The organism is Halomonas sp. DP4Y7-1, assembly GCF_019800705.1.
Lineage (GTDB): Bacteria > Pseudomonadota > Gammaproteobacteria > Pseudomonadales > Halomonadaceae > Halomonas > Halomonas litopenaei_A.
Genome location: NZ_JAHVKS010000008.1, coordinates 63628 through 87929 on the forward strand (window position 1 = coordinate 63628; position 24302 = coordinate 87929).

Genomic DNA, 24302 nt, shown 5'->3' on the forward strand with positions numbered 1-24302 from the left:
ATGCGCCATGAGTGATGATCAACGCAACGCCATTCTCGATGCCTTCCGCGCACTGCGAGAGACCAACCCACGCACCCCGGCGATCAGTATGGCGGAGTGTATCGGCGTCAGCGAAGGCGCCCTGCAAGCCTCGCGTCTGGGCGAGGACGTCATGACCCTGCCCTACGCTGCGACCACCGTCGCCGGGATGCTGCACACCCTGGGCCCGGTCAAGGCGTTGACCCGCTCCCGTCTCGCGGTACTGGAACAGACCGGCGAGTACCCCCGCTTGCAGGGCGGCCCCCATGCGGGACTGCTGTTGGCGCCGCGTGGCCTCGACCTGCGCTTGATCTTCTCCCGCTGGCACTGGGCCTGCCTGATTCGTGATGAACTGCCGGAGGGTGAGCGCTGGAGCCTGCAGGTATTCGACCAATCCGGCAACGCCGTGCACAAGGCCTTCTCGGTCAGCGAACGTCATCTCTCGCGCTGGCAGGAGATATGGGAAGAAGGCACCAGCGACGCTCCCTGCTTCGTCGACGAAGCAACACCCAGCGCGAGCGAGATCCCGGCCACCGCGCGCGAGGGCCTCAAGCAGGACTGGGGCAGCATGACCGATGTGCACCAGTTCTTTGCCTTGTTGCGTCGTCACCACCTCAGCCGCCTTGATGCCAACCGCCTGATGGAAGGGGAATTTACCCAGGCGCTGCCAACATCCAGCGTCGCTAGCCTGCTCGACCTGGCAGCGGCTGAAGCGCTGCCGCTCATGCTGTTCGTCAGCAGCCGTGGCTGTGTGCAGATTCGCACCGGGGATATTGTGCCTCCCCAACGCATGCGAGGCTGGCTGAACCTGTTCATGGATGACGCCACCCTGCACCTGAACGACACCTGCATCGACCAGGTCTGGACGGTGCACAAGCCCAACCGGGACGGCGGTGTGACGAGTCTCGAAGCCTTTGACCAGCACGGTGAGCTGGCCCTGCAGATCTACGCCGAGCGCCGTGAAGGTGAGCCCGAATCTCGCCTGTGGCGCACCCTGCTCGATCGCCTTGTCCATCACCAGGCCGCCTGAAGGAGCGCATCATGTTGACGCCTGTCCTGCCCCGGCGATCCCCTGTCTTGTTTAGAGCCTTGTCTAGCGCCTTACCCAGAGCCTTGCTAAGCGCAGTCCTGGTGTGTTGGCTAGGCGTTTTCAGCCAGGCCAAGGCAGAGCCCCCCGCCACCTTGGTGCTGGGAGGTGACGTAGCGGAGATCGTGGCGGCGCTGGGCGCCGAGGCGTCGATCATCGCTCGGGACGACACTGTCAGCTACCCACCCGCCCTCGCCGACCTGCCATCGGTGGGCTACCTGCGCAGGCTATCGGCGGAGAGCGTGCTCGGTCTTGGCGCCCAGCGCATCATCGCGGCACATGCCGCCGGCCCCGAGCAGGCCCTGGCTCAGCTCGACGCCAGCGGTGTCGAACTGATCCGTGTACCCGGCGAGCAGGGACTTGCCGGTATCGCCCACAAGGTAGACACCATCGCCACGGCGCTGTCCCGGGAGGAGCAGGGTCAACAGCTGACCCAGCAACTCGACAAGGACCTTGAACAACTGGCGTCGCTGCCGCCATTAAGTGGTCTCAAGGTGATGTTTCTACTGCATCACGGCGGCATGACACCCATGGTCGGTGGCCACGATACCCTGGCCCAGACCCTGATCGAGGCGCTCGGCGCCACCAATGCCTTCGCCGCCATGTCCGGCTACAAGCCAGTCTCGGCGGAAGGCATCATCCCTGCCGCGCCGGATGTGGTCATCGTGCCCCAGGCGGGGCTCGATGCGCTGGGCGGCGAGGCAGGACTATGGCAACTGCCGGGGCTCGCACAGACACCGGCCGGGCGTCAGCGACACCTCGTCGCCATCGACAGCAGTGCGCTGCTATCGATGGGGCCGCGCACCCCTGCGGCGCTAGTGCAACTGCACGGCGCGCTTGAGTCACTCACGCCAGACCACCAGCCATGAGATCCATACCCTGGCGTACCGTCACCGGTGGTCATCGCAAGTCAGCGGTGCCATCGGCCAGGAGCACCGCTGCCGTCACCCCGGCCCCGGGCCCGGCCGCCAGCGCGCCTCAACCAGGACCCCATAGAAACCCGCACCGGGCCATCACCGGCCTGGCCCTGGCCGTGCTGCTGGCCTTGGTGATCTTCTCCTGTACCGGCCCACTGGGGCTGTCACTGGACCAGCTGATACCTGCCGTCGATCAGCAGGCCCTGACCATCTGGTGGCAGCTACGGCTACCCCGGCTGCTGCTCGGGCTGGGGGTGGGCATGCTGCTGGCGGGAAGCGGCGCGGCGATGCAGGGCCTGTTTCGCAACCCCTTGGCAGATCCGACATTGCTCGGCATGGCCAGCGGCGCGGGGCTGGCGGTGTCGCTATGGATCGTGTTGCTGGAGGCTGACGGCTCGCCCTTTGGCCTCTATGGCCATTGCATCGCGGGCTTTGTCGGTGCCTTCACCGTCGGCCTTCTGGTCTTCGCCATCAGTCAGCGTGGGTTGATGGGCGCGGCCTCCAGCAGTGCCCTGTTCACCCTGCTGCTGGCGGGCCTGGCGATCAACACCCTGGCCGCCGCCGGAGGCGGCGTGCTGGCCTTTATCGCCAACGATGAACAGCTTCGGCAGTTGAGCCTGTGGGGCATGGGCAGTCTGGCCAATGCCCTGTGGCCGGCGGTGATTGGCCTGTGGCTGGTGGCGCCGGTCGTCATCATCATCCTTCTCAGAAGCGCCCGTGATCTGGACCTGTTGCAGCTGGGGGATATCACCGCTCACGCCGCTGGACTCGACAGTTCGCGCCTGCGTCGGCGGGTGGTGGTGGCCACCGCGCTGGGCGTCGGAGCCAGCGTGGCGCTGGCCGGCATCATCGGCTTCATCGGCCTGTTGATCCCCCACTGCCTGCGGCTGTGGCTGGGCCCAGGCCACCGGCTGTTGATTCCGGCCTCGATGCTGGGGGGCGCGCTGCTGCTTATCGTGTCCGACGGACTTGCGCGGGGACTGGCCAATCCGGCCGAAATTCCGGTAGGCCTGCTGACCAGCCTGATCGGCGGCCCTTACTTTCTCTGGCTACTGATCCGGGAGCGCCCCTCATGCTGACACTGCATGCTGCCAGCCTGACCACACCGCCACTGGTGGAACGCCTCAGTGACAGCGTCGCCAGCGGTGACTTTCTGGCCATTCTTGGGCCCAATGGCGCGGGCAAGAGTACCCTGCTGGGGCTGTTAAGCGGTTTTCGCAAGCCTGCCCAGGGCAGCGTGACACTGGATCAGCGCCCGCTAGATGACTGGCACCCCCACGACTTGGCCCAGCGTCGCGCCCTGGTGGCCCAGCAGGAAAGCCCGGTGTTTGCCTGGCGGGTGGATCAGCTGGCCGCCCTTGGCGCCCAATGTGACGAAGATGAGGTCGCGCGATGGCTCGAACGACTCGAGCTGAGCGACCTGGCACAGCGCAATGTGCAGACGCTGTCTGGCGGGGAGCGGCAGAGAGTGATGATTGCCCGCGCCCTGTGCCAGTTGGCGGGCCCCAGTCAGGGCACTCGCTACCTGCTGCTGGATGAACCCACCAGCGCATTGGACATTGGCCAGAGCCAGGCGCTGATGCGCTGCCTGGAGCGGCTGACGCAACAGCAGGACCTGGCGGTGATCTGCGTGCTGCACGACCTCAACCTGGCCAATGCCTACGCCGACCGGGTGTGGCTGATGGACAGGGGCACTCGCATTGCCAGTGGCGCACCGTCGGAGGTGTTGCGGGCAGACGCCCTGTCAGAGCTCTACCACGCCGAGCTGGATGAACTGGACCATAGTGGGGGCCACTGGCTGGCGCTCAAGCACTGACGTTGCCCCGGGCACTCAGGGAGCCAGCAGGCCGCTGATGGCCACCCCGGTATGCATCACGTGGTCGTGCATGCGCCGTCGCGCAAGATCCGGATCACGTGCGTGAAGCGCGTCGAGGATCGCGCGGTGCTCGTCGGTGGATTCCTGCCAGCGGCCAAGCTTATCCAGGGCGAGGTAGCGCGCCCGCTCCAGGCGACCGAGCAGACGCTGATGGGTCTCCACCAGCACCGGGTTACGCGCCGCCGCGACCAGCAGTGCATGGATGCGGGTGTTGGTCGCGAAGTAGCCATCCCGGTCCCCCTTGGCATGCTGCTTCTCTAGACGCTCCTGCAGGTTGGTCAGGCGCTTGAGCTCGGTCGCCGTCATGCGCAGGGCGGCCAGCTCGACGGCCATGGCTTCAAGCCCGGCTTCGACCTCGAACAGATGACGTAACTCGGCGCCGTCCAGCCGGGTCACCAGCGCATTACGATTACGCCGCAAGGTCACCAGTCCCTCACCGGCCAGCTGGTTTAAGGCATCACGCAGCGGCGTGCGCGAGATACCCAGGCGACGGCACAGCGCAGGCTCCAGCAGGCGCTCACCCGGCGCCAGCTCGCCCTGAACAATCAGCCCCTTGAGCAGTTCGTAGGCTTCATCCGCCAACGATGGCGCCTGTATCCTGCGCCGGTGAAGCGCGCTTGAGCGTGCTGGCGCGGTGGAGCTGTCATCCTGGGTCGCATCCATTGACCGATGTCCGAAGCAGGTGGAGAGAGTGGCCGAGCGAGGAGTATAGCGAGCGACCCGACGCCAAGGCGAATGACGTCAGGGCGCCCGAGGGGCTGCTGGAAGGCAGCCGCAGTGCTGCGCGCCCAGTCGGGCTGTCACGTCGGCTGCCGTCCGATCAGAGCCGTCATCGCGTCACCGAGCCCGAGGCTGGCCTTGCTCGGCGGCGGGGCATAGCTACCTGCCTTGGCGACACCACCCTTGCCCCGACCAAGCTCGACCAGCGCCTGGGCCTGGACGATGGCACAGCTCACTCCATCCAGGGCCGGCACAGGCAGTCGGTCGGCGACGTCGCGGGCCAGTCCGGCCAGCGGGGCGCCCGCCAGTATCAGGACATCGGCACCGTCGTCCCTGACCGCCCGTTCTGCCAGCTCGATCAGGCGCGTGCCCTGATCCAGCTGCACGTTGCCGATATCCGGCAGCGGCTGGTCCAGGGCGCGGATGCTGGCCAGCCGCGAAGACAGGCCGTGGCTCTCCACGGTCTCGCGATACCAGGCCTGAATGCGCTGGGAAATGGCGATGATGGAGAAGCGTCCCCCCAGCTGGCAGGCGCTCATCAATGCCGCCTCGGTCAATCCCACCACGGGCACTGGCAGCGCTTCACGCAAGGCGGCAAGCCCCGGATCACCAAAGGCCGCCACCACCACGGCGTCGTGGCCAGGGTAGCGCTCGGCGGCAACTCCCAGTGTCGCATAGCCGCCAATCAAGGCCTCTGCACGGGTTTCGATATAGGCCACGCCGAAGGGCGCGGTGGCCATGCTGAGCTGGACGCCAGCCCGCAGGCTGAGGCGTGCTTCTCGCTCGATCAGCGTCGTGACGCTTTCGGAGATGTTGGGGTTGATGACCAGCAGTTTCATAGCAGTCTCTTGTTGTTGTCACGCATGGCCATGACCACAGCGATCACCGGCAAGGGTGACCCAGCGTGGCCGTAGGCCGGTCAATAGCCCAGCGTTCGCGGCAGCCAGGTCACCAGGGAGGGGAAGGCGATGCAGGCCACCAGGACGACGTATTGAAAGACGATGAAAGGCCAGGCGCTCTTCATCAGCTCGTGCAGACTGATCTTGGAAATGCCGCACATCACGAACAGCAGCACGCCCACCGGTGGCGTCATCATGCCTACCACCAGGTTCATCACGAACAGAAAGCCGAACAGCAGCGGGTCGATACCGTAGGACAGGGCGATAGGCGCCAGCAGCGGTACCAGCATGATGTAGGCGGCGTTGGACTCGACGAACATGCCGACCAGGATCAATAGCCCCATCACCAGCAGCAGGAACATCAGCGGGTCGCTAGTCAGCCCCTGCAGCGCGCTGGTCAGGCGCATCGGCACCAGATCAATGGTGAAGGCAAAGGTCATGGTCGAGGCAAAGGCGATCAGCGCTCCCACCATGGCTGCCGTTACCGCGGCGTTGAACATGGCCTTGGGCAGATGCGACAGGCGTAGCTGTCGGGTGACGAAGAAGCCGATGAGCAGGGCGTAGAGCACCGCGATGCCGGCCCCTTCGGTGGGAGTGAAGGCGCCGACCACGATGCCGCCCACCACCACGATCGGCATCAACAGGATGGGCAGCGCCCGCCAGGTCTGCACCAGCACATGTCGCAGGCCGATGACTCCCCCCGCCAGCGGATAGCCCCGTCGCATCGACAGCCAGCTGGCCAGGCCCATGAACCCGAGCGCCAGCACGACGCCAGGCACGATACCGGCCATGAACAGCCCGCCCACCGAGACGCTGGAGCCCGCCATCAAGGCGTAGACGATCATCGCGTTGCTGGGGGGAATGATGGCGCCGAGATTGGCCGCCGAGGCGACCACCGCACTGCTGTAGCCCGTGTCGTACTGCTGACGCATGGACGGCACCAGCGAGCTGCCCAGGGCGCTGGCACTGGCGACCGCAGCGCCACTGACCGCTGCCAGTACCATACCGGCCACGATGGCCACATGGGCCAGACCGCCGTGCACCCGGCCGATCAGGGAGTTGGCGAAATCGACCAGGCGCTGGAGGATGCCGGCAGCAACCATCAGCTCCCCTGCCAGCATGAACAGCGGAATCGCCATCAGCGGAAAGCTGTCCACCGAATGCATCATGCGCTGGGGCAGCACCGCCAGGTCCATGCCGCCCACCAGCAGCCCCACCAACGAGGCCAGCCCCAGGGCAAAGGCCAGCGGCATCCGCAGTAGCGCGAGCAGCGCAAAACTCACCAGAATCGCGGTCGTCATGGGCGCGTCTCCTGATTCGGATCATCCGATGAGCGCTGCCCATCGATCGCCCGCGGGGGCTGCTCCGGCGACTCCCCTGGCAGCGCCTGCTGGGGCGTCAGTTCCAGTACCTGAGCCAGCAGGTGCAAGGCACAGTGGATCGCCGAGACCAGCACCGCGACGTAGAACACGGCTGCCGTGACCGGCATGGTGGGCATCAGCTGAGGCCACTTGTCGATCACGGCTCCCAGACTGACCACCCCCAGCACCACCATCAGCAGCACGCCGAGGGCGGCCATCAGCCGGCCCAGCCGGCGCTGTGCGCCGGTGGGGAGGTGGCTGACCAGAGCATCGATGCCGACATGCACGCCGCGCGGGATTCCATGGGGTATGGCCAGAAAGATCGCCCAGACAAAACACAGTCGCGACAGTTCATCGGCGGAGTCGATACTGGTGCCCAGCAGGTAGCGTGCCACCACCTGGGCACACACCAGGATCGTCATCAGCCCCATGGTCAACAGGATGGCGTAGTAGGAGCCCCGATCCATCCAGGCCAGCAGTTGCAGCAAGTGGCGACGGCCGGATGCATGGGCGTGGGCCTCCGGACGTTGCCAGGCCCGTGTCATGCCCCCAGCTCCTCGATGACCTTGTCGACCAGCTCGGCGCCGATCTTGTCTCTCAACTCGTCGACTACGCCCTGGCTCGCTTCGCGCAGTTGCTCACGGGTCTCGTCGCTGATGGGAGTGAACTGCATGCCCCGCTCGATCAAGGTCTCACGGGCCTGGTCGTCTTCTGCCGCGGCGGTTTCACGCTGCCAGGCGACCGCCTCGTCCATGGCGCTCATCAGCATCTCGCGCTGGTCGTCGCTGAGGCCCTCGACCTTGTCACGGTTGGCGACCACCACGATGTAGTCATAGAAGTGTCCGGTGTCGGACAGGTAGGACTGGACCTCGTCCAGACGCTTGGTCTCGATAATGCTGTAGGGGTTTTCCTGACCGTCGAGCACGCCCTGCTGCAGGGCACCGTAGACTTCCTTGATGTCCATCGACACCGGGTTGGCCCCGATAGCACGGAAGGTATCCAGATGCGTCTGATTGGGCTGCAGGCGAATCTTCAGCTCGGCAAAGTCATCGATGGAGGTCAGTGGGTGCGCGTTGTTGGTGACATGGCGAAAACCAAGCTCCATGTAACCCAGCGCCACGAATCCCGCCTCAGCCAACTTCTCGTTGAGCAGGTCTCCGACCTCACCGTCGATCAGGGCGAAGGCATCCTCGCGGCTGTCGAAGGCAAAGGGCAGGCTCAGGGCCTCAAGTTCCGGCACCGTCCGCGACAGATACGAGATACCGATCCAGCTGCCCATGATGGCGCCGGAGCTGACCTGATCAAGGTTCTCTCCGGCACCCCCTAGCTGCATGTTGGGAAACAGCTGGGCCGTCAATTCGCCATCGCTCTGCTCAGCCAGGTTTTCGGCAAAGCGCTCCATGGCGCGGCTACTGGAGTGATCGGTGGCAAAGTTACCGCCGAAACGCAGGTTGTCGGCCTGGGCCAGCAAGGGTGTGCACAGTCCCAGCGCGAGTGCGCCAGCGGTCATCAGGGGGGAGCGGAAGATCATCGACATCAGGCAATCCTTTTTATTGGCGTTATTGGCGTCATGCAGAAGCACGCTAGCGAAGCAGAGCCACCAGGCAGGCCCACCATGGAGCCTCCCGAGCGACCATGCTTTGACCTTAGTCGAATGTCTTTGAAAATTCCAAATCTTGAATACTTTTTTTTTATATTTATATATTTTTCAAATAATTACTGTTTTAAAAAATCAACCACTACACAGAACGACCCGATTCACGGACGCAAAAGGGCCGCCATCCCGCAGACCGAAGAGACCGTCTGCAGGAGGCAGGGAGAACGGAGGGGGCGAACGGAGCTAGCCTTGAGGAGCTAGCCGTGAGGAGCCAGGAAATAGGAGCAGAAAGAGCCGAGAAAAAGCGGACGCGCGACGACCGCGCTCAGGGGCTGGCGGGCAGACCTTGCAGAATGGCCTGGCCTGTCTTGCGCATATGCAGGCTCAGCGCCTCCGACAGTGCCTGGGCGTCCCGCGCTTCAAGGGCCTCGACAAAGTAGGTGTGCTCCCTGGCGGATTCTTCCCAGCGGGCCGAATCCAGATTGGCCACGTAGCGTGCGCGGGTGATGCGCAGCGTCAGCGACTGCTCAAGATCCTTCAGCACGCGGTTACCCGACAGCTCGGCCAGGCGAGCGTGGATCTGCTGGTTCAGGGCAAAGTACTGCGGACGACGGTTGGCGTTGAAGTGTTCCATCATCTCATCATGCAGCGCACGCACCTGTGCGATGTCCGTATCGCTGGCACGCACCACCAGCAGGTTGCCCGCCAGGGATTCCAGCGCCGCCATCACTTCAAACAGGTCCCTCACTTCCTCCCTGTCCACCGTGGTCACCCGGGCGCCTCGATGGGGCAGCATCTCGACCAGACCTTCACTCGCCAGCACCTTGAGCGCCTGTCGCAGTGGGGTTGGTGACACCCCGAACGCCTCGCACAAGGACTTCTCGGCAATGCGACTGCCCGGCGCCAGCTCGCCTTCCATGACCATGTCACGCAGGCGCTCTGCAACGGCCTCGTACAGGCTGGAACGCTTGAGTGGTGCGGCTCTTGGCGCCGACAGCACCTCCTTTTTCGCGGGCTCGTTCATGCTTGCTCCTTGCATTGACAGCGGTCGACGTCACACATCACTTACGCCAGGACATCGCAGTGTACTTGCAAAAACTTGGCGTTGTGCAATGCTGAAAAGGTCGTAGAAATTTGGAATTCCGAATTCCTTAATGACTCTGAGTGTAGCATGTCGCGTCCTGACGGGAGCGCAACGCCAGATGCCAGACCGCATCCGCTGCTGCACGACAATAACAACACCTGGCAATCGCCACTCCCGGCAAGGAACCACAGCCCATGCACCGCACACTCCTGGGGATGCTGACCCCGTCGTCGAATACCGTGCTGGAACCCTATACCAGCGCGATTCTTCACGACCTGATGCCCCATGTCAGCGCGCACTTTCAGCGCTTCACGGTCAAGGAAATCTCGCTGAGCGAAGCGGCCCTCGCCCAGTTCGACCCACAGCCGCAGCTGGACGCCGCCCGCCTTCTGCATGACGCCCACATGGACGTCATCGCCTGGAACGGCACGTCATCGAGCTGGCTGGGCTTCGACGCCGATCGTCGGCTATGCGAGGCCATCACCCATGCCACCGGCGTTGCGGCAACGAGCAGCGTGCTGGCACTCAACGAGGTGCTCCAGCGCACCGGCGTCACGCGGCTAGGCCTCGTCACCCCCTACCTGGACGATATCCAGGCGGCGATCGTCGCCAACTATCGGCAGGAAGGCATCGAGGTGGTCGCCGAGCGCCACTTGAACGATCGCGGCAACTTCTCGTTTTCCGAGTACAGCGAAGACACCCTTGCGGACATGGTGCGCGACGTCGCCAGGGCCAAGCCCGATGCCATCACCATTCTCTGCACCAATCTGCGTGGTGCCGGCATTGTCGAAGCGCTGGAGGCCGAGATCGGCATTCCGATCTATGACTCGGTCAGCGTCACAGTATGGAAATGCCTGGCGCTGGCTGGCCGCGACCCCGCTGACATCCGCGGCTGGGGCCAGCTGTTCCACGACCCTCGACTGCGCTGACGCCCGTCCTGCGAACCACCCAACACCCTATCCAACAACAACATTGAGGTGCTCCGATGATGACGTTTCCCCTGGCAACACGAACCGGCCGGTTGGCGCTTGGTGCGCTCGTCGCCGCCCCCCTATGGATCGCTACCAGTCAGGCTCAGGCCGACACCCTGCTGCGTGTCGCCGGCAACTTTTCCGGCAACAAGCTTCACGTCGACAGCGTGGAACGCCCCTTCTTCGCCGAGCTGGACGCGCGTGACGACCTGACGGTCAGCTACAACCCGATGGATGCCATCGGAGTGGAGGCCGCCGACGCCCTGCGCAACATCCGCTCAGGCGCCTTTGACGTGATGTCGGTGCAGATCGGCATGGCCTCACGAGACGAGCCGTTCTTCGAAGGTATCGACCTGGCCGGCGTCACCGCCGATCTGGACCAGCAACGCGAGGCGGTGGACGCCTTCCGCGCCGACTTCGACGCCCGCCTGCAGGAACGCTTCAACGCCAAGCTGATGACATTGTGGCCATTCGGCCCGCAGATGATGTTCTGCAATGGCGACATCGACAGCGCCGACGACCTGGCTGGCAAGAAGGTGCGGGTATTCACCCCGTCGATGTCACGCCTGGTGGAAGGGCTCGGCGCGGTGCCGGTGACGCTGCAATTCAGCGAGGTCTACCTGGCCCTCCAGCGCGGCGTGGCCGACTGTGGCGTCACCGCACCCTCCGCCGGCAGCAACGGCAAATGGCCAGAGGTGACCGACCACTTCGTGCCGCTGCCGCTGTCCTACTCGGTCCAGGGGCATTTCATGAACCTGGATACCTGGAACGGCTTCGACGCCGAGCAGCAGGCTGCCCTGACCGAGGCCTTCGCCCGCCTGGAGGACCAGATGTGGGAGCTGGCCTATAGCGTCAATGACGATGCCATCGCCTGCAACACCGGCCAGCCGAGCTGCGAAAATCACACCGCCTACGACATGACCCTGGTGGAGATCGACGAGGACTCCCGCACGCGTATCGAGCAGATCACCACCGAGGCGGTACTGCCGGTGTGGGCGGACACCTGTGATGCGCGCTACCCCGAATGTACTGCGCTCTGGAACGCAAGCGTTGGCGAGGTCACCGGACTGACCGCTGAAGCCCCCTGACGCCGTCTCGTCATTGTCCTTTCCTGGTGGTGGGGCCGCCTGGCGGCCCCCAAGGAGCTCCCATGCCTCACCTTCGTCATGCTGATGCGCCAGCGTCGGACAGGTCCCAGGGCCTCGATGCACGCCTTGCCCGCCTGTCTCGTGGTGCCGCCCTGGCGGCCGGATACGGTGCCTTGGTGTTATCCGGACTGATCACCTTCGAGGTGCTGGCCCGCAAGTTCTTCGCCTTCTCGCTACAAGGGGTCGATGAGATAGGCGGCTATGTGCTGGCCATCGGCGTCGCCGCCAGTTTCGCCTTTGCCCTGACCCAGCGTGCTCACACCCGGGTCGACGTGCTATTGACCCGGCTGCCCCAGGGCATGCGGGCGCTGCTCAACGCCGTCGCGCAGCTGCTGTTATGTGGCTTTTCGCTGTTCATGCTGTGGCGCGGGGCCGCTGCCCTGGGCGAAACCATCGAGTTCTCGAGCCTCGCCAGTACACCGCTGCAGACGCCGCTGTGGATTCCGCAGTCGCTGTGGCTCATCGGGCTCTCGATCTTCGCCCTGGTCACGCTGCGCGCCGCCGGAAAGGCGCTGTCCCAGCTGTGTCGCGGACGCTTCTCTCAGCTGAATGCGGACTGCGACCCGCCCAGCGCCGATGACGAGCTCGACCAGGCGAAGCGCCACTACGTGGACGCTGGGTCCGCAAGCAGTGTCGCCGCAGCAGGACAGGCTCGGCACAAAGGGCATTCCCCCCAGATCCATGACCGGGGGACACCGTCATGATATCCATCAGCGAAGTGCTGCTGGGCTTTGCCCTGATGATCACCATGATGGCAGTAGGCATCCATGTCGCCGTGGCCATCTTTGTCACCGCTGCCCTCGGTGCCCTGCTCTACCTGGGCACCCCGCTACTCTATTCCTTCGGCGATCTGCTCTGGGGCACCCTCAACGACTTTATTCTTACCGCGATTCCGCTGTTCATCCTGCTGGGAGAACTGTTGTTGCGCGCGGGCATTACCGAACGCATGTACTCGGCCTTGTCGGTATGGCTCAATCGTCTGCCCGGAGGCCTGCTCCACACCAACATCGGCGCCTCTTCCGTGTTTGCCGCGATGTCCGGCTCGTCGGTGGCGACCGCAGCCACCATCGGCACCGTGGCGCTACCGGCCTTCAATGAGCGCGGCTACAGCGAGCGACTGGCGCTGGGCACCCTGGCGGCCGGGGCAACGCTGGGCATCCTGATTCCTCCCAGCATCAACATGATCATCTACGGGGCCATCACCAATACCTCCATCGGCGCCCTGTTCATTGCCGGTATCGTGCCGGGGCTCGCCCTGGCCGCCGCCTTCATGCTGGTGATCATGGCCATCAGCCTGCTGCGCCCTGGCGTGGCAGGCAGCCGCGAAGAACGGGGGCCGCTGGCCCAGCGGCTACGCTCGCTGGTCGACCTACTGCCGCCGGCCTTCGTCTTTGCCATCGTCATCGGCAGCATCTACAGCGGCTGGGCGACCCCTACCGAGGCGGCGGCCCTGGGGGTCATCGCGGCCCTCGTACTGGCAGCGATCAATCGCAAGCTATCGCTCGCCATGCTGCACGAGTGCTTTCTCTCGATGGCCCGTACCACCGCCATGATCATGCTGATCATCGCTGCGGCCTTCTTTCTCAACTACATCGTCGGCATCCTTGGCATTCCCTTCGCCCTGACCCAATGGGTGTCTGAGCTAGGCCTGACCTCGCTGGGGCTGATCCTGGCTCTGGTGGTGTTCTACCTGGTACTGGGCTGCTTCCTCGAGACACTATCGATGATGATCGCCACCGTGCCCATCGTGGTGCCCATGGTGGTGCAGTTCGGGATCGACCCGGTGTGGTTTGGCGTCTTTCTGGTGATCATGATGGAAATCTCGCTGATCACTCCGCCCATCGGCATGAACCTCTACGTGGTGCAGGGAGTGCGCGGGCGCGGCTCCATCGTCGACGTGATGCTGGGCAGCCTGCCCTTCCTGGCCGTCATGCTCGGCTTTGTTGCCCTGATCACCGCCTGGCCGGCCATCGTGCTGTGGTTGCCAGGGGTGATGGGGTAGCGTTTTACACCAACAACAATGACCTTTGCCGACCCCGTCGGCCTCGGGAGAACGCAAGATGCAACGCCTCGATACCTTGATCACCAATGCCAACGTGATCACCGCCGCCGACCGTTTCAGCGCCGATATCGGCATTCGCGACGGACGCATCGTCGCCCTGGGCGAAGGGCTCGCCGCCACCGCTGAGGTGACCGGTGACACCATCGATGCTGCCGGGCTGTGGGTCATGCCTGGCGGCATCGACGCCCACTGCCACCTGGCCCAGCCCCTGGGCGACGGCGCGGTAATGGCCGATGGCTTCGCGTCGGGAACTCGCTCGGCCGCGGCGGGCGGGACCACCACGGTGATTCCCTTCGCCGCCCAGTTCAAGGGCCAGTCGCTGCGTGCCGCGGTGGACGACTATCACCGGGAAAGCGATGGCCAGGCGATGATCGACTACGCCTTTCACATGATCGTCACCGACCCCAGCGAGACGGTACTGCGCGACGAGCTGCCGGCGCTGATCAAGGAAGGCTACAGCTCCTTCAAGATCTACCTGACCTACGATGATCTGAAGCTCAACGACCGCGAAGTGCTGGAAGTGCTGGCCCTGGCCCGTCGCGAGGGCGCCATGGTGATGGTGCATGCCGAGAATGCCGACTGCATCGCCTACCTGACCGAGCTGCTGGAGGCCCAGGGCCACACCGCCCCGCGCTATCATGCCGAGGCCCACTCTTCCATTGCCGAGCGTGAGGCCACCCACCGCGCGATTTCCCTGGCGGAGCTGATCGACGTCCCGGTGCTGATCGTGCACGTCTCCGGCCCCCAGGCCATCGAGCAGATCCGCTGGGCCCAGAGCCGAGGCCTCAGGGTCTATGGCGAGACCTGCCCCCAGTATCTGATGTTGACCGCCGACGACCTGGACCAGGATGGCTTCGAGGGCGCCAAGTGCGTGTGCAGCCCACCACCGCGCGACCCAGCCGCACAGCAGGCGGTGTGGGAGGCGCTGGAAAGCGGGGTCTTTCAGGTCTTTTCCTCGGACCACGCGCCCTTCCGCTACGAGGACGACAAGGGCAAGAAGCTGAACGGCGAGGATGCCAGCTTTTCCTGCATCCCCAACGGTATTCCCGGGCTCGAGACGCGCCTGTCGATCCTGTTTTCCGAGGGCGTCATCAAGCAGCGCATCGACGCCACCCGCTTCGTCGCGCTGACCGCCACCAACCCGGCCAAGATCTATGGACTGTATCCGCGCAAGGGCAACATCGCCGTGGGCAGTGACGCCGACCTGACCCTGTGGGATCCCGATGCCCGCGTCACCGTTCGCAACGCCGACCTGCACCACGCCGTGGACTACACCCCTTACGAAGGGCTCGAGCTCACCGGCAAGGTCGTCATGACATTGAACCGAGGCCGGATCGTGGCCCGCGATGGCAAACCCTGTGGCCCACCGGATGGCGGCGAGTTCCTGCGCTGCGACACTCCCACCCCGGCGCGACCAAGAGGCCAGGCCAAGGGGTTTTGAGGGGGACGCGACGCAACGGCCCTGGACGTGTCGATGCGCTCCCGGGGCCTGTCACCGCTGCCGCACGTCGGCACGAGTCATCCGCCTCCTACCCCAGCGCTTCCTCGACGATGGCGCGGGCTTCGTCGCTCATGGGCAGGCCCAGCGCCAGCTGATGGGCGGCGGGAGACATCTTCTTCCAGGTCATCTGGACGATGCGGATCAGGTGGTCGTGGTCGACCTGGCGGGAAAAGTCTGCGAAGTAATTCTCGAGAAAGACCAGGCAGGCACAGTCCTCTACTGCCTGGGTACCAGGATCACGTCCCAGTCCCTGCTTGCGGATCATCCGCGCCACTTCGTCGGCATCGGCGTCGCTGTAACCGCTGCTGCGCATAACCTCGGCCGCCAGCAGACCTGCACGCTTGCCCTGGTCGCGGCGCCAGGTCAGGTAGCCGATACGACCTTCTTCGTAGTCGCTGCGCGGGACTTCCCAGCGTTTGAGGTGCTGGTTGCGAACCGCTAGCCGGACCAGCTCGGGGGCTTTGGGATCGAGGCGCTCGAGCCACGCCGACATGCGACCGGCGTGCCACAGCTCCTGCGGCTGCTGCTGACCGTCGACCTCGATGCGGCGAGGATCATCGGCATGCATGGCATCGAGTCTGGAACAGGCTAGGTCAAAGGGTGCAGGGCTCATGGGCTACCTCGGGTGACGTCACGACATTGCCCTATGGTAACGACGATGTGCCGATCTCAGTAGCCCTTGTGGCAGGACTGACCGCGCAAGTGGCGGCAGGCCAGCGCCAGTGGCAGCAGGAAGATGGCAAATACCCACATGACCACGGCTACCATCACCGCCAGCAAGGTCCCTAGCCATGACCGTTCCGACACCGCCGACGAGATACCCAGGCTCTCCAGCAACAGCCCCAGCACCGCATCCATGCCGAACAGCAGCATGGCATTGCACATCCCTGCCCAGATCGCCACATCGACGACCTCTCCATGGGGGATCAGACCGATGATCGCCAGCAGCAAGAGAGCGCTGAGAGCCACCCGCACACAGACGGCGCGCAGCCGAGGCGCCCCGGTAAAGGAAGAGGGTGAGACAAGGAGCAGGCTAGCCATAAGGACACCAAGTGTGACGAGATACACACTGTATACTGAACGCTACCTACCCCTTTTGACTTAGACATTTGTGCGCGATCACCTACGCGGCTGTCAGCTTGATCCAGATCAAGGTTTTTTGCTGCTTGCTGCTTCCCCAACGCTCTCGCTGCGCCGTACAAGGCCCGCAGTGACGACCAACTACGGCGAAGGGCCGACGCTTTCGCGCCGGCCCTTCGTCAATTTACCGCTCGCCAGGCAGACAAGATGTGTCTGTCAGAACGTGTAGACCACGCTTCCGGTCAGCGTATCCACATGCCCGATACGATCCGCGTCGATGCGTTCCACCTCGAGTCGACCGGTCACATCGAACAGTTGAACCCTGGCGCCAAACCCATACACAGGGTCAGTACCGGAGTAATCCTTGCTCACCCCGCGGCCATTACGGTCGGCATCCCAGTCGGCCATGCCTGCCTTGCCGTAGACGCCGAAGGGGCCAAAGCTGAAGCCTGCGATACCCATGGCTTGCAGGCTTTCGATATCCAACGTGGCGGAGGTGCCATCGACATCGCCGTCGAGCTCGCTACCGTTCAGGTACGACAGCTCCGCACCAAGGTCCAGGAAAGGCAGCCAGCCAAAGTTGTAGCCCGCAAATACCTTTGCCGCTGACGCTTCATCGTCAAAATCATCGTCGCCCTGAATCTGGCCTGCACCTATCCCCACGTAGAGGCCTGTACTGCCGCCCGCTACACAGTGAGTCGATGCCATCAGTGCCAGTCCCATGACCACCCCTGCCAGCATCATTCGCCGCATGATCCGTGACATGTCATACACTCCCTGGAACCCTCGCCACCCCAGGAGCACAGCGCGTGCGTGCTCGACCAGGTCTGCAGTGCGTCCTTTGTGCGAGGTCTCTCGCACATGACACCTTGTACAAGTTTATCGTGAGACGACATTCTTTGCAGTATCGATTCAGGGAAAGTTCCCTGCGCGGGTATCGTCGTGGTGCCGGCATCCGGCGATCCAACGCGGTGAAGTCATGGAAACCGCGGTAGTGTTATGTTATACCCTCCAGCCGATTCCGCACGCCCGTCACCACTCCGGAGTTCCGCATGTCCCATCGCCATCGTCCCGAGGGGCCTTGCCATTTCTCATTGATGTCGCTGTCCATGAAGCGTCGCCTCGGCCTGGTCGCCATCCCCTTGCTGCCGCTGTGGCTGGCCGTTAGCTGGTCAGCAGGGTGGTGGCACTGATGTCGCGCCTGACCCTCCATGACCTGCAGCTGGCACGCGGCGGCCGCACGGTGCTCGAGCACCTGGAAGGCCGCTTCCAAGACGGTGCCATCACCGCGCTGATAGGCGCCAACGGTGCCGGCAAGAGCACCCTGATTCAGGCCATCATGGGCACACTGACGCCGGTCGCCGGACGAGTGGAATGTGACGTGCCCGCCGCCCGGCGCGCCTGGCTGCCCCAGCAGCTGGCACTGGACCTCAGCTTCCCGATGAGTGTCGAAGAACTGATCATGACCGGCACCTGGCCGAGCCACGGGGCCTTCAAGGGCTACTGTGGTGCGCACTACCGCAGGGGCCGGGACATCATGGAGCGACTGGGCATCTCTCACCTCGCACACCGTCCCCTCGGCGAGCTATCCGGCGGTCAGCGCCAGCGCGCCTTGATCGGGCGCACGCTGATGCAGGAAGCCGAGCTGCTGCTGCTCGACGAGCCGTTTGCCAACGTCGACGTCGACACCGTGGAAATGCTGATGACGGTGCTTCGCGAAATGGCCGACGCGGGAACCACGCTAGTCATCGTCCTGCACGACATGACGCAGCTATCGCGCCTGGCCGATGACGTGCTGGTGCTGACCGAGGGACATGGCCGCTGGGCCACCCCCGACGCTCTGGTCGAGCGCCACACCGGCCAGCTGACGCGCCCACCGCGCCTGCCCCTGACGTTTCCTGGATCTGTCTGAATGTTTGACGCACTTGTATCGACCCTGCACGCCTGGCTGATTGCGCCGTTTGACTATGCCTTCATGGGCCGCGCCCTGGTCGCCAGCCTGGCCCTGTCGCTGGCCGCACCGCCACTGGGGGTCTTCCTGATGCTGCGGGGCATGAGCCTGATCGGCGACGCCATGTCCCACGCCATTCTTCCCGGCGTTGCCCTGGGCTTTCTCATGGCGGGTTTCTCGCTGCCGATCATGAGCCTTGGCGGCATGCTGTCAGGATTGTTGATAGCACTGCTGGCGGGCAGCGTGTCTCAATTGACCGGCCATCGCGAAGACTCGGCCATGGCCAGCTTCTTCCTTATCTCCCTGGCAGCAGGGGTCATGCTGGTCGCCATGGGCGGCAGCAGCGTCGACCTCACCCATGTCCTGTTCGGCTCCATCCTGGCGGTGGACACCACCGCTCTGGTGCTGATCGCCAGTATCAGCAGCCTGATCGTGATCACCCTGGCCGTCATCTTTCGTGCGCTGGTGGTGGAATGCCTCGACCCGCTGTTTCTACGCAGCCAGGGAGTCAAGGGCGGCCTGGTGCACGGGATCTTCCTGGGCCTGGTGGTGCTCAATCTCACCGCCGGGTTCCAGACCCTGGGCACTCTGATGGCGGTTGGCCTGATGATGCTGCCGGCCACCACGGCGCGCTTCTGGAGCACTCGCCTGGAAGGCCTGATGGGCCTGTCGGTGATCATTGCACTGGGTGCAAGCCTTGGTGGATTGCTGCTGTCGTACCACCTCAGCCTACCTTCAGGCCCTGCCATCATACTGCTGGCGGGGGTCGCCTACCTGCTGTCTGCGGTGTTTGGACGCCAGCACAGCCTTGCCGCGCGACTGCGACGCCGCGCCATGCCGCTGGGTGCCGACGAACGCGCCTGACCTGACCACGCCCATCCAACCGCCACCGGAGAACGACACTCATGCCCCTGTCACTGCCTCACGCTCTCATCAAACGCCACGCCTGGATGGCCTTGGCGGGACTCGCCCTCGGCCCCCAGGCCTTGGCGGCCGAACCTACGCAGGTGGTCACCAGCTTCAGTGTACTGGCCGATATGGTTCGCAACGTCGGTGGTGACAGGGTTGAGGTCACCTCCCTGGTCGGGACAGATAGCGACCCCCACGTCTACTCTCCTCGCCCCACCGATGCCAGAGCCCTGGCAGAGGCCGACCTTGTGGTGCTCAACGGCCTGCAGTTCGAGGGTTGGATGACACGCCTGCTGGACGCCAGTGGCTACCAAGGCACAACCGTTGTCGCCACTGAGGGCGTACCAGTGCTGGCCTATGGCGGCCAGTCGCTGCATCAACAGAGCGACCACGGCGAACACCAGGGTCATGACGACCACGCTGAGCATGCAGGCCATGACGAGCATGACCACGCAGAGCACGCTGGCCATGACGGCCACGACGAGCATGACCACGCGGATCACGACGACCACGCTGGCCATGACAGCCACGACGAGCATGACCACGCGGATCATGACAGCCACGCTGGCCATGACAGCCACGACGAGCATGACCACGCGGATCATGACGGCCACGCTGGCCATGACCATGGACAGTATGATCCCCACGCCTGGCTCGACTTGTCGGCAGGGCTGATCTACGTCGCCAATATCCGCGATGGCCTGATCGCCGTAGATCCCGACAACAGCGCCCACTACACCGCCAGGGCCGATAGCTACATGGCGGACATCAAGGCGGCTCACCAACAGGTGCTGACGCTGCTGGACGACCTGCCAGACCATGCTCAGGTCATTGTCGGCCACGACGCCTTCGGTCACTTTTCGCGTGCCTACGGGATCGACTTCCTGTCGCCGGTGGGCCTTTCCACCGAAGCGGAACCATCAGCCGCCGATATCGCCCAGATGGTGGACATCATTCGCGAGCGCCAGATCCCCGCGCTGTTCATTGAAAACATGTCCAGCCCGGCGCTGATGGAACAGCTGTCCGAGGAAACAGGGGTGCCCATCGCCGGTACGCTGTATAACGGAGCGCTGTCGGAAGACGGCATGACCTCCCACTACGTGGGGATGATCCTGCACAACGCCGAGGTGCTGCACCAAGGCCTGCTGCACCAGGATGCCTCCGAATCATCAGACCATGACCATGACCACGATCATGATCATGCAGCGCATGACGACCACCAGCACTGATCACTCTTGCGCATCCGCCAGCATGCAAAGGACCGCCCGGGGGCGGTCCTTTAGCGAGGCACTGAACGCATCAGCGAAGCGCTGAACACATCAGCCGGGCTTGCCGAGACGCCAGGCGCCCGCAGTCCAGCCAGCGCTATCAGGCGTCAGGAATCTCCAGCGCCTGCTGAATCACCGGCCAGGCTTCTTCGCCATCTCGCGTGGTCACTCCCTCGACGAACGACCGGGTCTGCTCGGGATGTTGCTGTAGCCACTCCAGCGCCACCTGCTCCGGCTCACGCTCTTCGTAGCTGAATCCACGAATCATCGCGCTCTGGTCATCGGCGCTGAAGACCAGTTGGTCCAGCAGGCGTGTGGCATTGGGATGGCTCTGCGCGAACTCGCGACGGACCAGTGTCCGCACGTCGCTGCGACCGCCCTCCGGCCCCCACATGTCGTTCGGATCATCGAGGTAGCGAACGTCGAACTCAATGTTCATCCAGTGCGGCGTCCAGCCCGCGAACACAATCCACTCTTCACGATCGATGGCCGCATCCACGGCACTGAGCATGCCGGGGGTGGAGGTTTCCGACAGCTCCCAGTCGCCCAGACCATAGCTGTCGTCGTCCACTGCGGCATTCAGCGAGTCGCTCATGCCGGAGCCGACCTCGATGGAGTAGATCGTGCGATCCAGACGCTCGGCAAACTCTTCCTTGTCCAGGTCTTCTGCCGATGTCAGACCCGCGTCGTACACATACGCAGGAACGGCGAACCCCAGCCGGGCGCCATCAACGTTGTTGCCGAGATCCTCAAGGGTGGGCTCGTCGCCCTCGAAGCTGGCGTCGTACATCCCCTGCTGGGCAGGCAGCCAGGCCGCCAGAAAGGCATCCAGCTCGCCTTGGCGCAGGGCCTGGTAGGTAATGGTGGAGCCAAGCTCTTCCTGTACGGGTTGATAGCCGAGCGTCTCCAGCAGGGTGGATGCCAGGGCCGTCTTGACCGTCACTCCCGGCCAGGCGGGAACGGAAAAACGAACCTGGGCATCTTCCTGAGTCGAGCGCTCTGCTTCCGCCTGGGCGGCCAATGGTGTAGCGGCCATCAAGGCAGCCAGCACAGCAGCAGACATCGTGTAATACGGCATGAAGCACCTGTAGATTGCGATAGAGGTCTCTACCATACCCTCTCAGCGCTGTGCCTCAAGGCGGCGCCTTCAACGGCTCCTTTGCTGGAGTTTGCCAAGAATGCCGGGCTGATCCAGTCTTAAGAGGAAACGGCACACTGGTGAAACGCCCCTCACCAAGAGCCCCGCCGGTCCCCTATATCCCCCCGTGGGAGGAGGCAAGTAGATGGCTGATATCGACTACACTCTCGAGCGCCAGATCACCATCAAGGCGCTAGCCAGGGCGCTGGCCCACGGTTTTTCTCCGATCGTCGAAGTCGAGTCCATGGATGGCATCTACACGGTGCGCTTCCACCATGCCAACGGAGCATCGGAGCTGGCCGACGACAAGGGCCGCACACGCACCTTCCTCGGCACCGGAGAAATTCGTGAGCTGCTGGGCGGCGTCGGCCTTACCCACGGCGTGCTGACCTGGTCGGATCAATGCGGCGATGAAATGATCGGGGTGGAAGGCAAGGCCATGACACCGGATGAGATGCTGGCCAACGGCACTCGTATTGCCTTCCGCTGAGGCGAGGCGTTGTCCGAGACGTCGAAGAGCGACGGTGAGGCAAGGTAAAAATCGTTGAGAAATAGCAGCTTACGCTAGGCTAATGAGCACGTTAAGCCGGTATTAAACGCCGTATCACCAGGCGCAGGCCCTTTTCAGACCAGCCCTGGACTATTGGCCTGCACGTCATGACAGAGTACCGTAAGCCTCATCATGTCTGTGCAGAGCACGCCGCAATGAGCGCATTGACGCCTTACCTGGCCAGATGGTCCCTGATGTGCACGCTGCTATTGATACTGGCCGGCTGTGCGTCGCCACAGCTGGATACCAGCGGCGGCAACAAGGGGCTGTCCATGGAGCGTGCCCTGATCCTGTCGGAAGCCAGGGGCTCCCTGGGCACCCCCTATCGCTTTGGCGGCAATGACCCTCGCGGACTCGACTGTTCCGGCCTGGTGCAGATGGCTTACTCCCGGGCCGGCATCAGTGTCCCCCGGTCCTCACGGGAGCAATATCACCAATTGCCGGCGATTGACCAGCCACGCCCGGGCGACCTGCTGTTCTTCGCCACCGGCAAGGGCTCCGAGGTCAGCCATGTCGGCATCTTCGCCGGTAACGACGTCATGATTCATGCACCGGGCCGGGGCCGCCAGGTCACCACGACATCGCTGACCCTCGACTACTGGCAAGAGCGTTTCGTCGGCGCCGCCGCCGCCGCGCCTTGAACGGGGCGCTGCGCTGACCTCTCTCTTCCTCTCCTTCTCGCGTTCTCCCGTTCTGCGCCGTCCGCCGCTCTGTTGCATGCGCCACCGTCCGACTTTATCGACCAAGGTCGCATCAAGACGAATGAACGCTATGCTGTTTCGAGCATCAGAAGATGTCACATAGTCGTCAACAAAGCTTAAGCACTCGTTAAGGTGGCGCCGCTACGATGGCATCGATCCTTTACCCAGCAACGATAAGGAACCGTCTTTATGCCTTTCCTGCAACAGGTCAGCAGATCCCACGCCCGCCTCTCTCTGCGCGGATGGCTGTCGGTCAGCGTTGCCATACTCGGCGGCATGGCCCTGATGGCATTCTGGTCGCCGATCAGCCTGTCGCTTGGCACGCTCAGTCTGATTCTGGGCAGCATGGCGCTGTGGCCGCGTTCCAGCGCCGCCCACACAGAGGCAGACCTGGATCGTGAGGCTCGCGTTGCCGAGACAGCCCACGCCAAGACGACATTCTCGCTGACGCACCTGACCCTCGCGGCGGTGGGTGTACTGGTCGCCCTGCAACTGCTGGCCTGATGACGCTCCATCCAGCGGCGTAAGAACATCGTGGCTTTACAGCTGCGCGCCATGCCCGGATCATGAGGCCCTGGTTATCTGATTGCCGCAGCGTGCCCTGCATGCGCTGCGCAGCCGAGACAAAGGCCTCACATGACATCCGCCCTTGCCGGCGCCGATATTGGCGCCACGCTGACGCGACTGCGCCAGTCCACGCCACTGGTACATAGCATTACCAACTACGTGGCCATGAACCCCGCCGCCAATGTGCTGCTGGCCCTGGGCGCATCGCCCGCCATGGTGCACGCCGCCGAGGAGGCGGCCGAGTTCGCGGCCCTCGCCAATGCTCTGGTCATCAACATCGGTACCCTTTCCGCCCCCTGGGTCGATGCCATGTTGAGCGCAGCCGAGTCCGCTCAACAACAACAGACCCCCTGGGTGCTGGATCCTGTGGCGATTGGCGCTACACGCTTTCGACGTGACGCCTGTGCCCGCCTGCTCGAGTTTTCTCCGACTATCATCCGCGGCAACGCCTCAGAGATCATCGCCCTCGCCGGCGACGCCCTGGGCGGACGAGGCGTCGATTCCACCGCAGCCAGTGACGAGGCGCTCACGGCGGCGGTGGCCCTGGCCAGACGTCAGCAGGCAGTGGTCGCCGTCACCGGCGAGGTCGACCTGGTCACGGATGGCCAGCGATGTGTCCGCATTGTGGGAGGTCATGCCCTGATGCCGCGAGTCACGGCCCTTGGCTGCGCTCTTTCCGGAGTGGTAGCGGCCTTCGCGGCCTGTGAGAAGGACCCACTATTGGCTACGGCCTGCGCCCTCACCTGCTACGCTGAGGCGGGTGCTCAGGCCGGGCAGACGGCGCCGGGGCCTGGTAGTTTTGCGGTGGCCTTCATTGACGCGCTGCACCAGCTGTCTGCCGATGCTCTGGCCAACCGCACGCCCCTGGAGATCAGCACTCTCCCATGACCCGCTTTT

General features: G+C 64.0%; 27 protein-coding genes. 17 read left to right on the forward strand and 10 right to left on the reverse strand.

Features of this window, described 5'->3' with window-relative positions; all coding sequences use genetic code 11:
• Positions 1-7 precede the first annotated feature (7 nt).
• The 4 genes from KUV72_RS15070 to KUV72_RS15085 all read left to right on the forward strand — a co-directional run bounded on the left by KUV72_RS15070 (position 8) and on the right by KUV72_RS15085 (position 3838).
• Positions 8-1048, forward strand: a complete 1041-nt coding sequence (locus KUV72_RS15070) for a ChuX/HutX family heme-like substrate-binding protein (RefSeq protein ID WP_222238953.1) — start codon at positions 8-10, stop codon at positions 1046-1048.
• 83 nt (positions 1049-1131) lie between these two features.
• Positions 1132-1974 carry a hemin ABC transporter substrate-binding protein gene (locus tag KUV72_RS15075; protein WP_261317520.1) on the forward strand — a complete coding sequence of 281 codons (843 nt, stop codon included), beginning with the start codon at positions 1132-1134 and terminating at the stop codon, positions 1972-1974.
• Positions 1971-3101 (forward strand): FecCD family ABC transporter permease, encoded by a 1131-nt coding sequence (locus KUV72_RS15080; protein ID WP_222238955.1) that lies wholly within the window; start codon positions 1971-1973, stop codon positions 3099-3101. The genes KUV72_RS15075 and KUV72_RS15080 overlap by 4 nt, the downstream gene beginning before the upstream one ends.
• Positions 3095-3838, forward strand: coding sequence for an ABC transporter ATP-binding protein (locus KUV72_RS15085; protein ID WP_222162457.1), 744 nt, complete (start codon positions 3095-3097; stop codon positions 3836-3838). Before KUV72_RS15080 ends, KUV72_RS15085 begins: the two co-directional genes overlap by 7 nt.
• Before the next feature lie 15 nt (positions 3839-3853).
• Here KUV72_RS15085 and KUV72_RS15090 read toward each other — a convergent pair whose 3' ends face one another.
• The 6 genes from KUV72_RS15090 to KUV72_RS15115 all read right to left on the reverse strand — a co-directional run bounded on the left by KUV72_RS15090 (position 3854) and on the right by KUV72_RS15115 (position 9499).
• Complete coding sequence (locus tag KUV72_RS15090) at positions 3854-4561, reverse strand: GntR family transcriptional regulator (RefSeq protein ID WP_222162456.1); 708 nt, start codon at positions 4559-4561, stop codon at positions 3854-3856.
• A gap of 137 nt (positions 4562-4698) precedes the next feature.
• On the reverse strand, positions 4699-5457 hold the full coding sequence (locus KUV72_RS15095; protein ID WP_222162455.1) for an aspartate/glutamate racemase family protein: 759 nt from the start codon (positions 5455-5457) through the stop codon (positions 4699-4701).
• Positions 5458-5537: 80 nt separating this feature from the next.
• Positions 5538-6818, reverse strand: coding sequence for a TRAP transporter large permease (locus KUV72_RS15100; RefSeq protein WP_222238956.1), 1281 nt, complete (start codon positions 6816-6818; stop codon positions 5538-5540).
• A complete protein-coding gene (locus tag KUV72_RS15105; protein ID WP_222238957.1) occupies positions 6815-7423 on the reverse strand; it encodes a TRAP transporter small permease in 609 nt (202 codons plus the stop codon). Before KUV72_RS15105 ends, KUV72_RS15100 begins: the two co-directional genes overlap by 4 nt.
• Positions 7420-8415: a TRAP transporter substrate-binding protein gene (locus KUV72_RS15110; protein WP_206943835.1), complete on the reverse strand. Its 996-nt coding sequence runs from the start codon at positions 8413-8415 to the stop codon at positions 7420-7422. Before KUV72_RS15110 ends, KUV72_RS15105 begins: the two co-directional genes overlap by 4 nt.
• A 385-nt stretch (positions 8416-8800) precedes the next feature.
• The gene (locus KUV72_RS15115) at positions 8801-9499 is read right to left on the reverse strand and encodes a GntR family transcriptional regulator (protein ID WP_206943834.1); all 699 of its coding nucleotides are present in this window, start codon (positions 9497-9499) and stop codon (positions 8801-8803) included.
• 254 nt (positions 9500-9753) lie between these two features.
• On the opposite strand from KUV72_RS15115, the gene KUV72_RS15120 reads away from it, so the two are divergent.
• From KUV72_RS15120 to hydA, 5 genes are all read left to right on the forward strand, one after another.
• Positions 9754-10488 (forward strand): aspartate/glutamate racemase family protein, encoded by a 735-nt coding sequence (locus KUV72_RS15120; protein ID WP_222238958.1) that lies wholly within the window; start codon positions 9754-9756, stop codon positions 10486-10488.
• Positions 10489-10544: 56 nt separating this feature from the next.
• Positions 10545-11618, forward strand: coding sequence for a TRAP transporter substrate-binding protein (locus KUV72_RS15125; RefSeq protein ID WP_222238959.1), 1074 nt, complete (start codon positions 10545-10547; stop codon positions 11616-11618).
• Positions 11619-11680: 62 nt separating this feature from the next.
• Positions 11681-12382 (forward strand): TRAP transporter small permease subunit, encoded by a 702-nt coding sequence (locus KUV72_RS15130; RefSeq protein ID WP_222238960.1) that lies wholly within the window; start codon positions 11681-11683, stop codon positions 12380-12382.
• The gene (locus KUV72_RS15135) at positions 12379-13680 is read left to right on the forward strand and encodes a TRAP transporter large permease (protein ID WP_222238961.1); all 1302 of its coding nucleotides are present in this window, start codon (positions 12379-12381) and stop codon (positions 13678-13680) included. The genes KUV72_RS15130 and KUV72_RS15135 overlap by 4 nt, the downstream gene beginning before the upstream one ends.
• A gap of 58 nt (positions 13681-13738) precedes the next feature.
• The gene (hydA, locus tag KUV72_RS15140; protein WP_222238962.1) at positions 13739-15181 is read left to right on the forward strand and encodes a dihydropyrimidinase; all 1443 of its coding nucleotides are present in this window, start codon (positions 13739-13741) and stop codon (positions 15179-15181) included.
• 88 nt (positions 15182-15269) lie between these two features.
• On the opposite strand, the gene KUV72_RS15145 is transcribed toward hydA, so the two are convergent.
• The 3 genes from KUV72_RS15145 to KUV72_RS15155 all read right to left on the reverse strand — a co-directional run bounded on the left by KUV72_RS15145 (position 15270) and on the right by KUV72_RS15155 (position 17086).
• Complete coding sequence (locus tag KUV72_RS15145) at positions 15270-15854, reverse strand: DUF4202 domain-containing protein (protein ID WP_222162449.1); 585 nt, start codon at positions 15852-15854, stop codon at positions 15270-15272.
• A 56-nt stretch (positions 15855-15910) separates the two neighbouring features.
• Complete coding sequence (locus tag KUV72_RS15150) at positions 15911-16282, reverse strand: hypothetical protein (RefSeq protein ID WP_222238963.1); 372 nt, start codon at positions 16280-16282, stop codon at positions 15911-15913.
• Between the two features lie 255 nt (positions 16283-16537).
• Positions 16538-17086: a porin family protein gene (locus tag KUV72_RS15155; RefSeq protein WP_206943820.1), complete on the reverse strand. Its 549-nt coding sequence runs from the start codon at positions 17084-17086 to the stop codon at positions 16538-16540.
• Between the two features lie 287 nt (positions 17087-17373).
• Here KUV72_RS15155 and KUV72_RS15160 point away from each other — a divergent pair, with 287 nt between their 5' ends.
• Genes KUV72_RS15160 through KUV72_RS15175 form a run of 4 tightly spaced genes read left to right on the forward strand, consistent with a single transcriptional unit; the run spans position 17374 to position 20410 of the window.
• On the forward strand, positions 17374-17514 hold the full coding sequence (locus KUV72_RS15160; protein ID WP_206943818.1) for a hypothetical protein: 141 nt from the start codon (positions 17374-17376) through the stop codon (positions 17512-17514).
• On the forward strand, positions 17514-18233 hold the full coding sequence (locus KUV72_RS15165; protein WP_222238964.1) for a metal ABC transporter ATP-binding protein: 720 nt from the start codon (positions 17514-17516) through the stop codon (positions 18231-18233). Before KUV72_RS15160 ends, KUV72_RS15165 begins: the two co-directional genes overlap by 1 nt.
• A complete protein-coding gene (locus tag KUV72_RS15170; RefSeq protein WP_222238965.1) occupies positions 18234-19136 on the forward strand; it encodes a metal ABC transporter permease in 903 nt (300 codons plus the stop codon).
• 41 nt (positions 19137-19177) lie between these two features.
• Positions 19178-20410, forward strand: coding sequence for a metal ABC transporter solute-binding protein, Zn/Mn family (locus KUV72_RS15175; RefSeq protein ID WP_222238966.1), 1233 nt, complete (start codon positions 19178-19180; stop codon positions 20408-20410).
• 139 nt (positions 20411-20549) lie between these two features.
• On the opposite strand, the gene KUV72_RS15180 is transcribed toward KUV72_RS15175, so the two are convergent.
• Positions 20550-21527 (reverse strand): ABC transporter substrate-binding protein, encoded by a 978-nt coding sequence (locus KUV72_RS15180; RefSeq protein ID WP_206943810.1) that lies wholly within the window; start codon positions 21525-21527, stop codon positions 20550-20552.
• Between the two features lie 205 nt (positions 21528-21732).
• Here KUV72_RS15180 and KUV72_RS15185 point away from each other — a divergent pair, with 205 nt between their 5' ends.
• The 4 genes from KUV72_RS15185 (at position 21733) to thiM (ending at position 24293) form a co-directional block, all read left to right on the forward strand.
• Positions 21733-22077 carry a hypothetical protein gene (locus KUV72_RS15185; protein ID WP_206943808.1) on the forward strand — a complete coding sequence of 115 codons (345 nt, stop codon included), beginning with the start codon at positions 21733-21735 and terminating at the stop codon, positions 22075-22077.
• A gap of 215 nt (positions 22078-22292) precedes the next feature.
• Positions 22293-22778: a C40 family peptidase gene (locus tag KUV72_RS15190; RefSeq protein ID WP_206943806.1), complete on the forward strand. Its 486-nt coding sequence runs from the start codon at positions 22293-22295 to the stop codon at positions 22776-22778.
• A gap of 249 nt (positions 22779-23027) precedes the next feature.
• Positions 23028-23342 (forward strand): hypothetical protein, encoded by a 315-nt coding sequence (locus KUV72_RS15195; protein ID WP_222238967.1) that lies wholly within the window; start codon positions 23028-23030, stop codon positions 23340-23342.
• Between the two features lie 132 nt (positions 23343-23474).
• Positions 23475-24293: a hydroxyethylthiazole kinase gene (gene thiM, locus KUV72_RS15200; RefSeq protein ID WP_222238968.1), complete on the forward strand. Its 819-nt coding sequence runs from the start codon at positions 23475-23477 to the stop codon at positions 24291-24293.
• Positions 24294-24302 lie beyond the last annotated feature (9 nt).

Coding starts and splice junctions, on each gene's coding strand:
- KUV72_RS15070 (WP_222238953.1), top strand. CDS start 8: ATGAGTGATGATCAACGCAACGCCATTCTCGATGCCTTCCGCGCACTG.
- KUV72_RS15080 (WP_222238955.1), top strand. CDS start 1,971: ATGAGATCCATACCCTGGCGTACCGTCACCGGTGGTCATCGCAAGTCA.
- KUV72_RS15085 (WP_222162457.1), top strand. CDS start 3,095: ATGCTGACACTGCATGCTGCCAGCCTGACCACACCGCCACTGGTGGAA.
- KUV72_RS15090 (WP_222162456.1), bottom strand. CDS start 4,561: ATGGATGCGACCCAGGATGACAGCTCCACCGCGCCAGCACGCTCAAGC.
- KUV72_RS15095 (WP_222162455.1), bottom strand. CDS start 5,457: ATGAAACTGCTGGTCATCAACCCCAACATCTCCGAAAGCGTCACGACG.
- KUV72_RS15100 (WP_222238956.1), bottom strand. CDS start 6,818: ATGACGACCGCGATTCTGGTGAGTTTTGCGCTGCTCGCGCTACTGCGG.
- KUV72_RS15105 (WP_222238957.1), bottom strand. CDS start 7,423: ATGACACGGGCCTGGCAACGTCCGGAGGCCCACGCCCATGCATCCGGC.
- KUV72_RS15110 (WP_206943835.1), bottom strand. CDS start 8,415: ATGTCGATGATCTTCCGCTCCCCCCTGATGACCGCTGGCGCACTCGCG.
- KUV72_RS15115 (WP_206943834.1), bottom strand. CDS start 9,499: ATGAACGAGCCCGCGAAAAAGGAGGTGCTGTCGGCGCCAAGAGCCGCA.
- KUV72_RS15120 (WP_222238958.1), top strand. CDS start 9,754: ATGCACCGCACACTCCTGGGGATGCTGACCCCGTCGTCGAATACCGTG.
- KUV72_RS15125 (WP_222238959.1), top strand. CDS start 10,545: ATGATGACGTTTCCCCTGGCAACACGAACCGGCCGGTTGGCGCTTGGT.
- KUV72_RS15130 (WP_222238960.1), top strand. CDS start 11,681: ATGCCTCACCTTCGTCATGCTGATGCGCCAGCGTCGGACAGGTCCCAG.
- KUV72_RS15135 (WP_222238961.1), top strand. CDS start 12,379: ATGATATCCATCAGCGAAGTGCTGCTGGGCTTTGCCCTGATGATCACC.
- hydA (WP_222238962.1), top strand. CDS start 13,739: ATGCAACGCCTCGATACCTTGATCACCAATGCCAACGTGATCACCGCC.
- KUV72_RS15145 (WP_222162449.1), bottom strand. CDS start 15,854: ATGAGCCCTGCACCCTTTGACCTAGCCTGTTCCAGACTCGATGCCATG.
- KUV72_RS15150 (WP_222238963.1), bottom strand. CDS start 16,282: ATGGCTAGCCTGCTCCTTGTCTCACCCTCTTCCTTTACCGGGGCGCCT.
- KUV72_RS15155 (WP_206943820.1), bottom strand. CDS start 17,086: ATGTCACGGATCATGCGGCGAATGATGCTGGCAGGGGTGGTCATGGGA.
- KUV72_RS15160 (WP_206943818.1), top strand. CDS start 17,374: ATGTCCCATCGCCATCGTCCCGAGGGGCCTTGCCATTTCTCATTGATG.
- KUV72_RS15165 (WP_222238964.1), top strand. CDS start 17,514: ATGTCGCGCCTGACCCTCCATGACCTGCAGCTGGCACGCGGCGGCCGC.
- KUV72_RS15170 (WP_222238965.1), top strand. CDS start 18,234: ATGTTTGACGCACTTGTATCGACCCTGCACGCCTGGCTGATTGCGCCG.
- KUV72_RS15175 (WP_222238966.1), top strand. CDS start 19,178: ATGCCCCTGTCACTGCCTCACGCTCTCATCAAACGCCACGCCTGGATG.
- KUV72_RS15180 (WP_206943810.1), bottom strand. CDS start 21,527: ATGCCGTATTACACGATGTCTGCTGCTGTGCTGGCTGCCTTGATGGCC.
- KUV72_RS15185 (WP_206943808.1), top strand. CDS start 21,733: ATGGCTGATATCGACTACACTCTCGAGCGCCAGATCACCATCAAGGCG.
- KUV72_RS15190 (WP_206943806.1), top strand. CDS start 22,293: ATGAGCGCATTGACGCCTTACCTGGCCAGATGGTCCCTGATGTGCACG.
- KUV72_RS15195 (WP_222238967.1), top strand. CDS start 23,028: ATGCCTTTCCTGCAACAGGTCAGCAGATCCCACGCCCGCCTCTCTCTG.
- thiM (WP_222238968.1), top strand. CDS start 23,475: ATGACATCCGCCCTTGCCGGCGCCGATATTGGCGCCACGCTGACGCGA.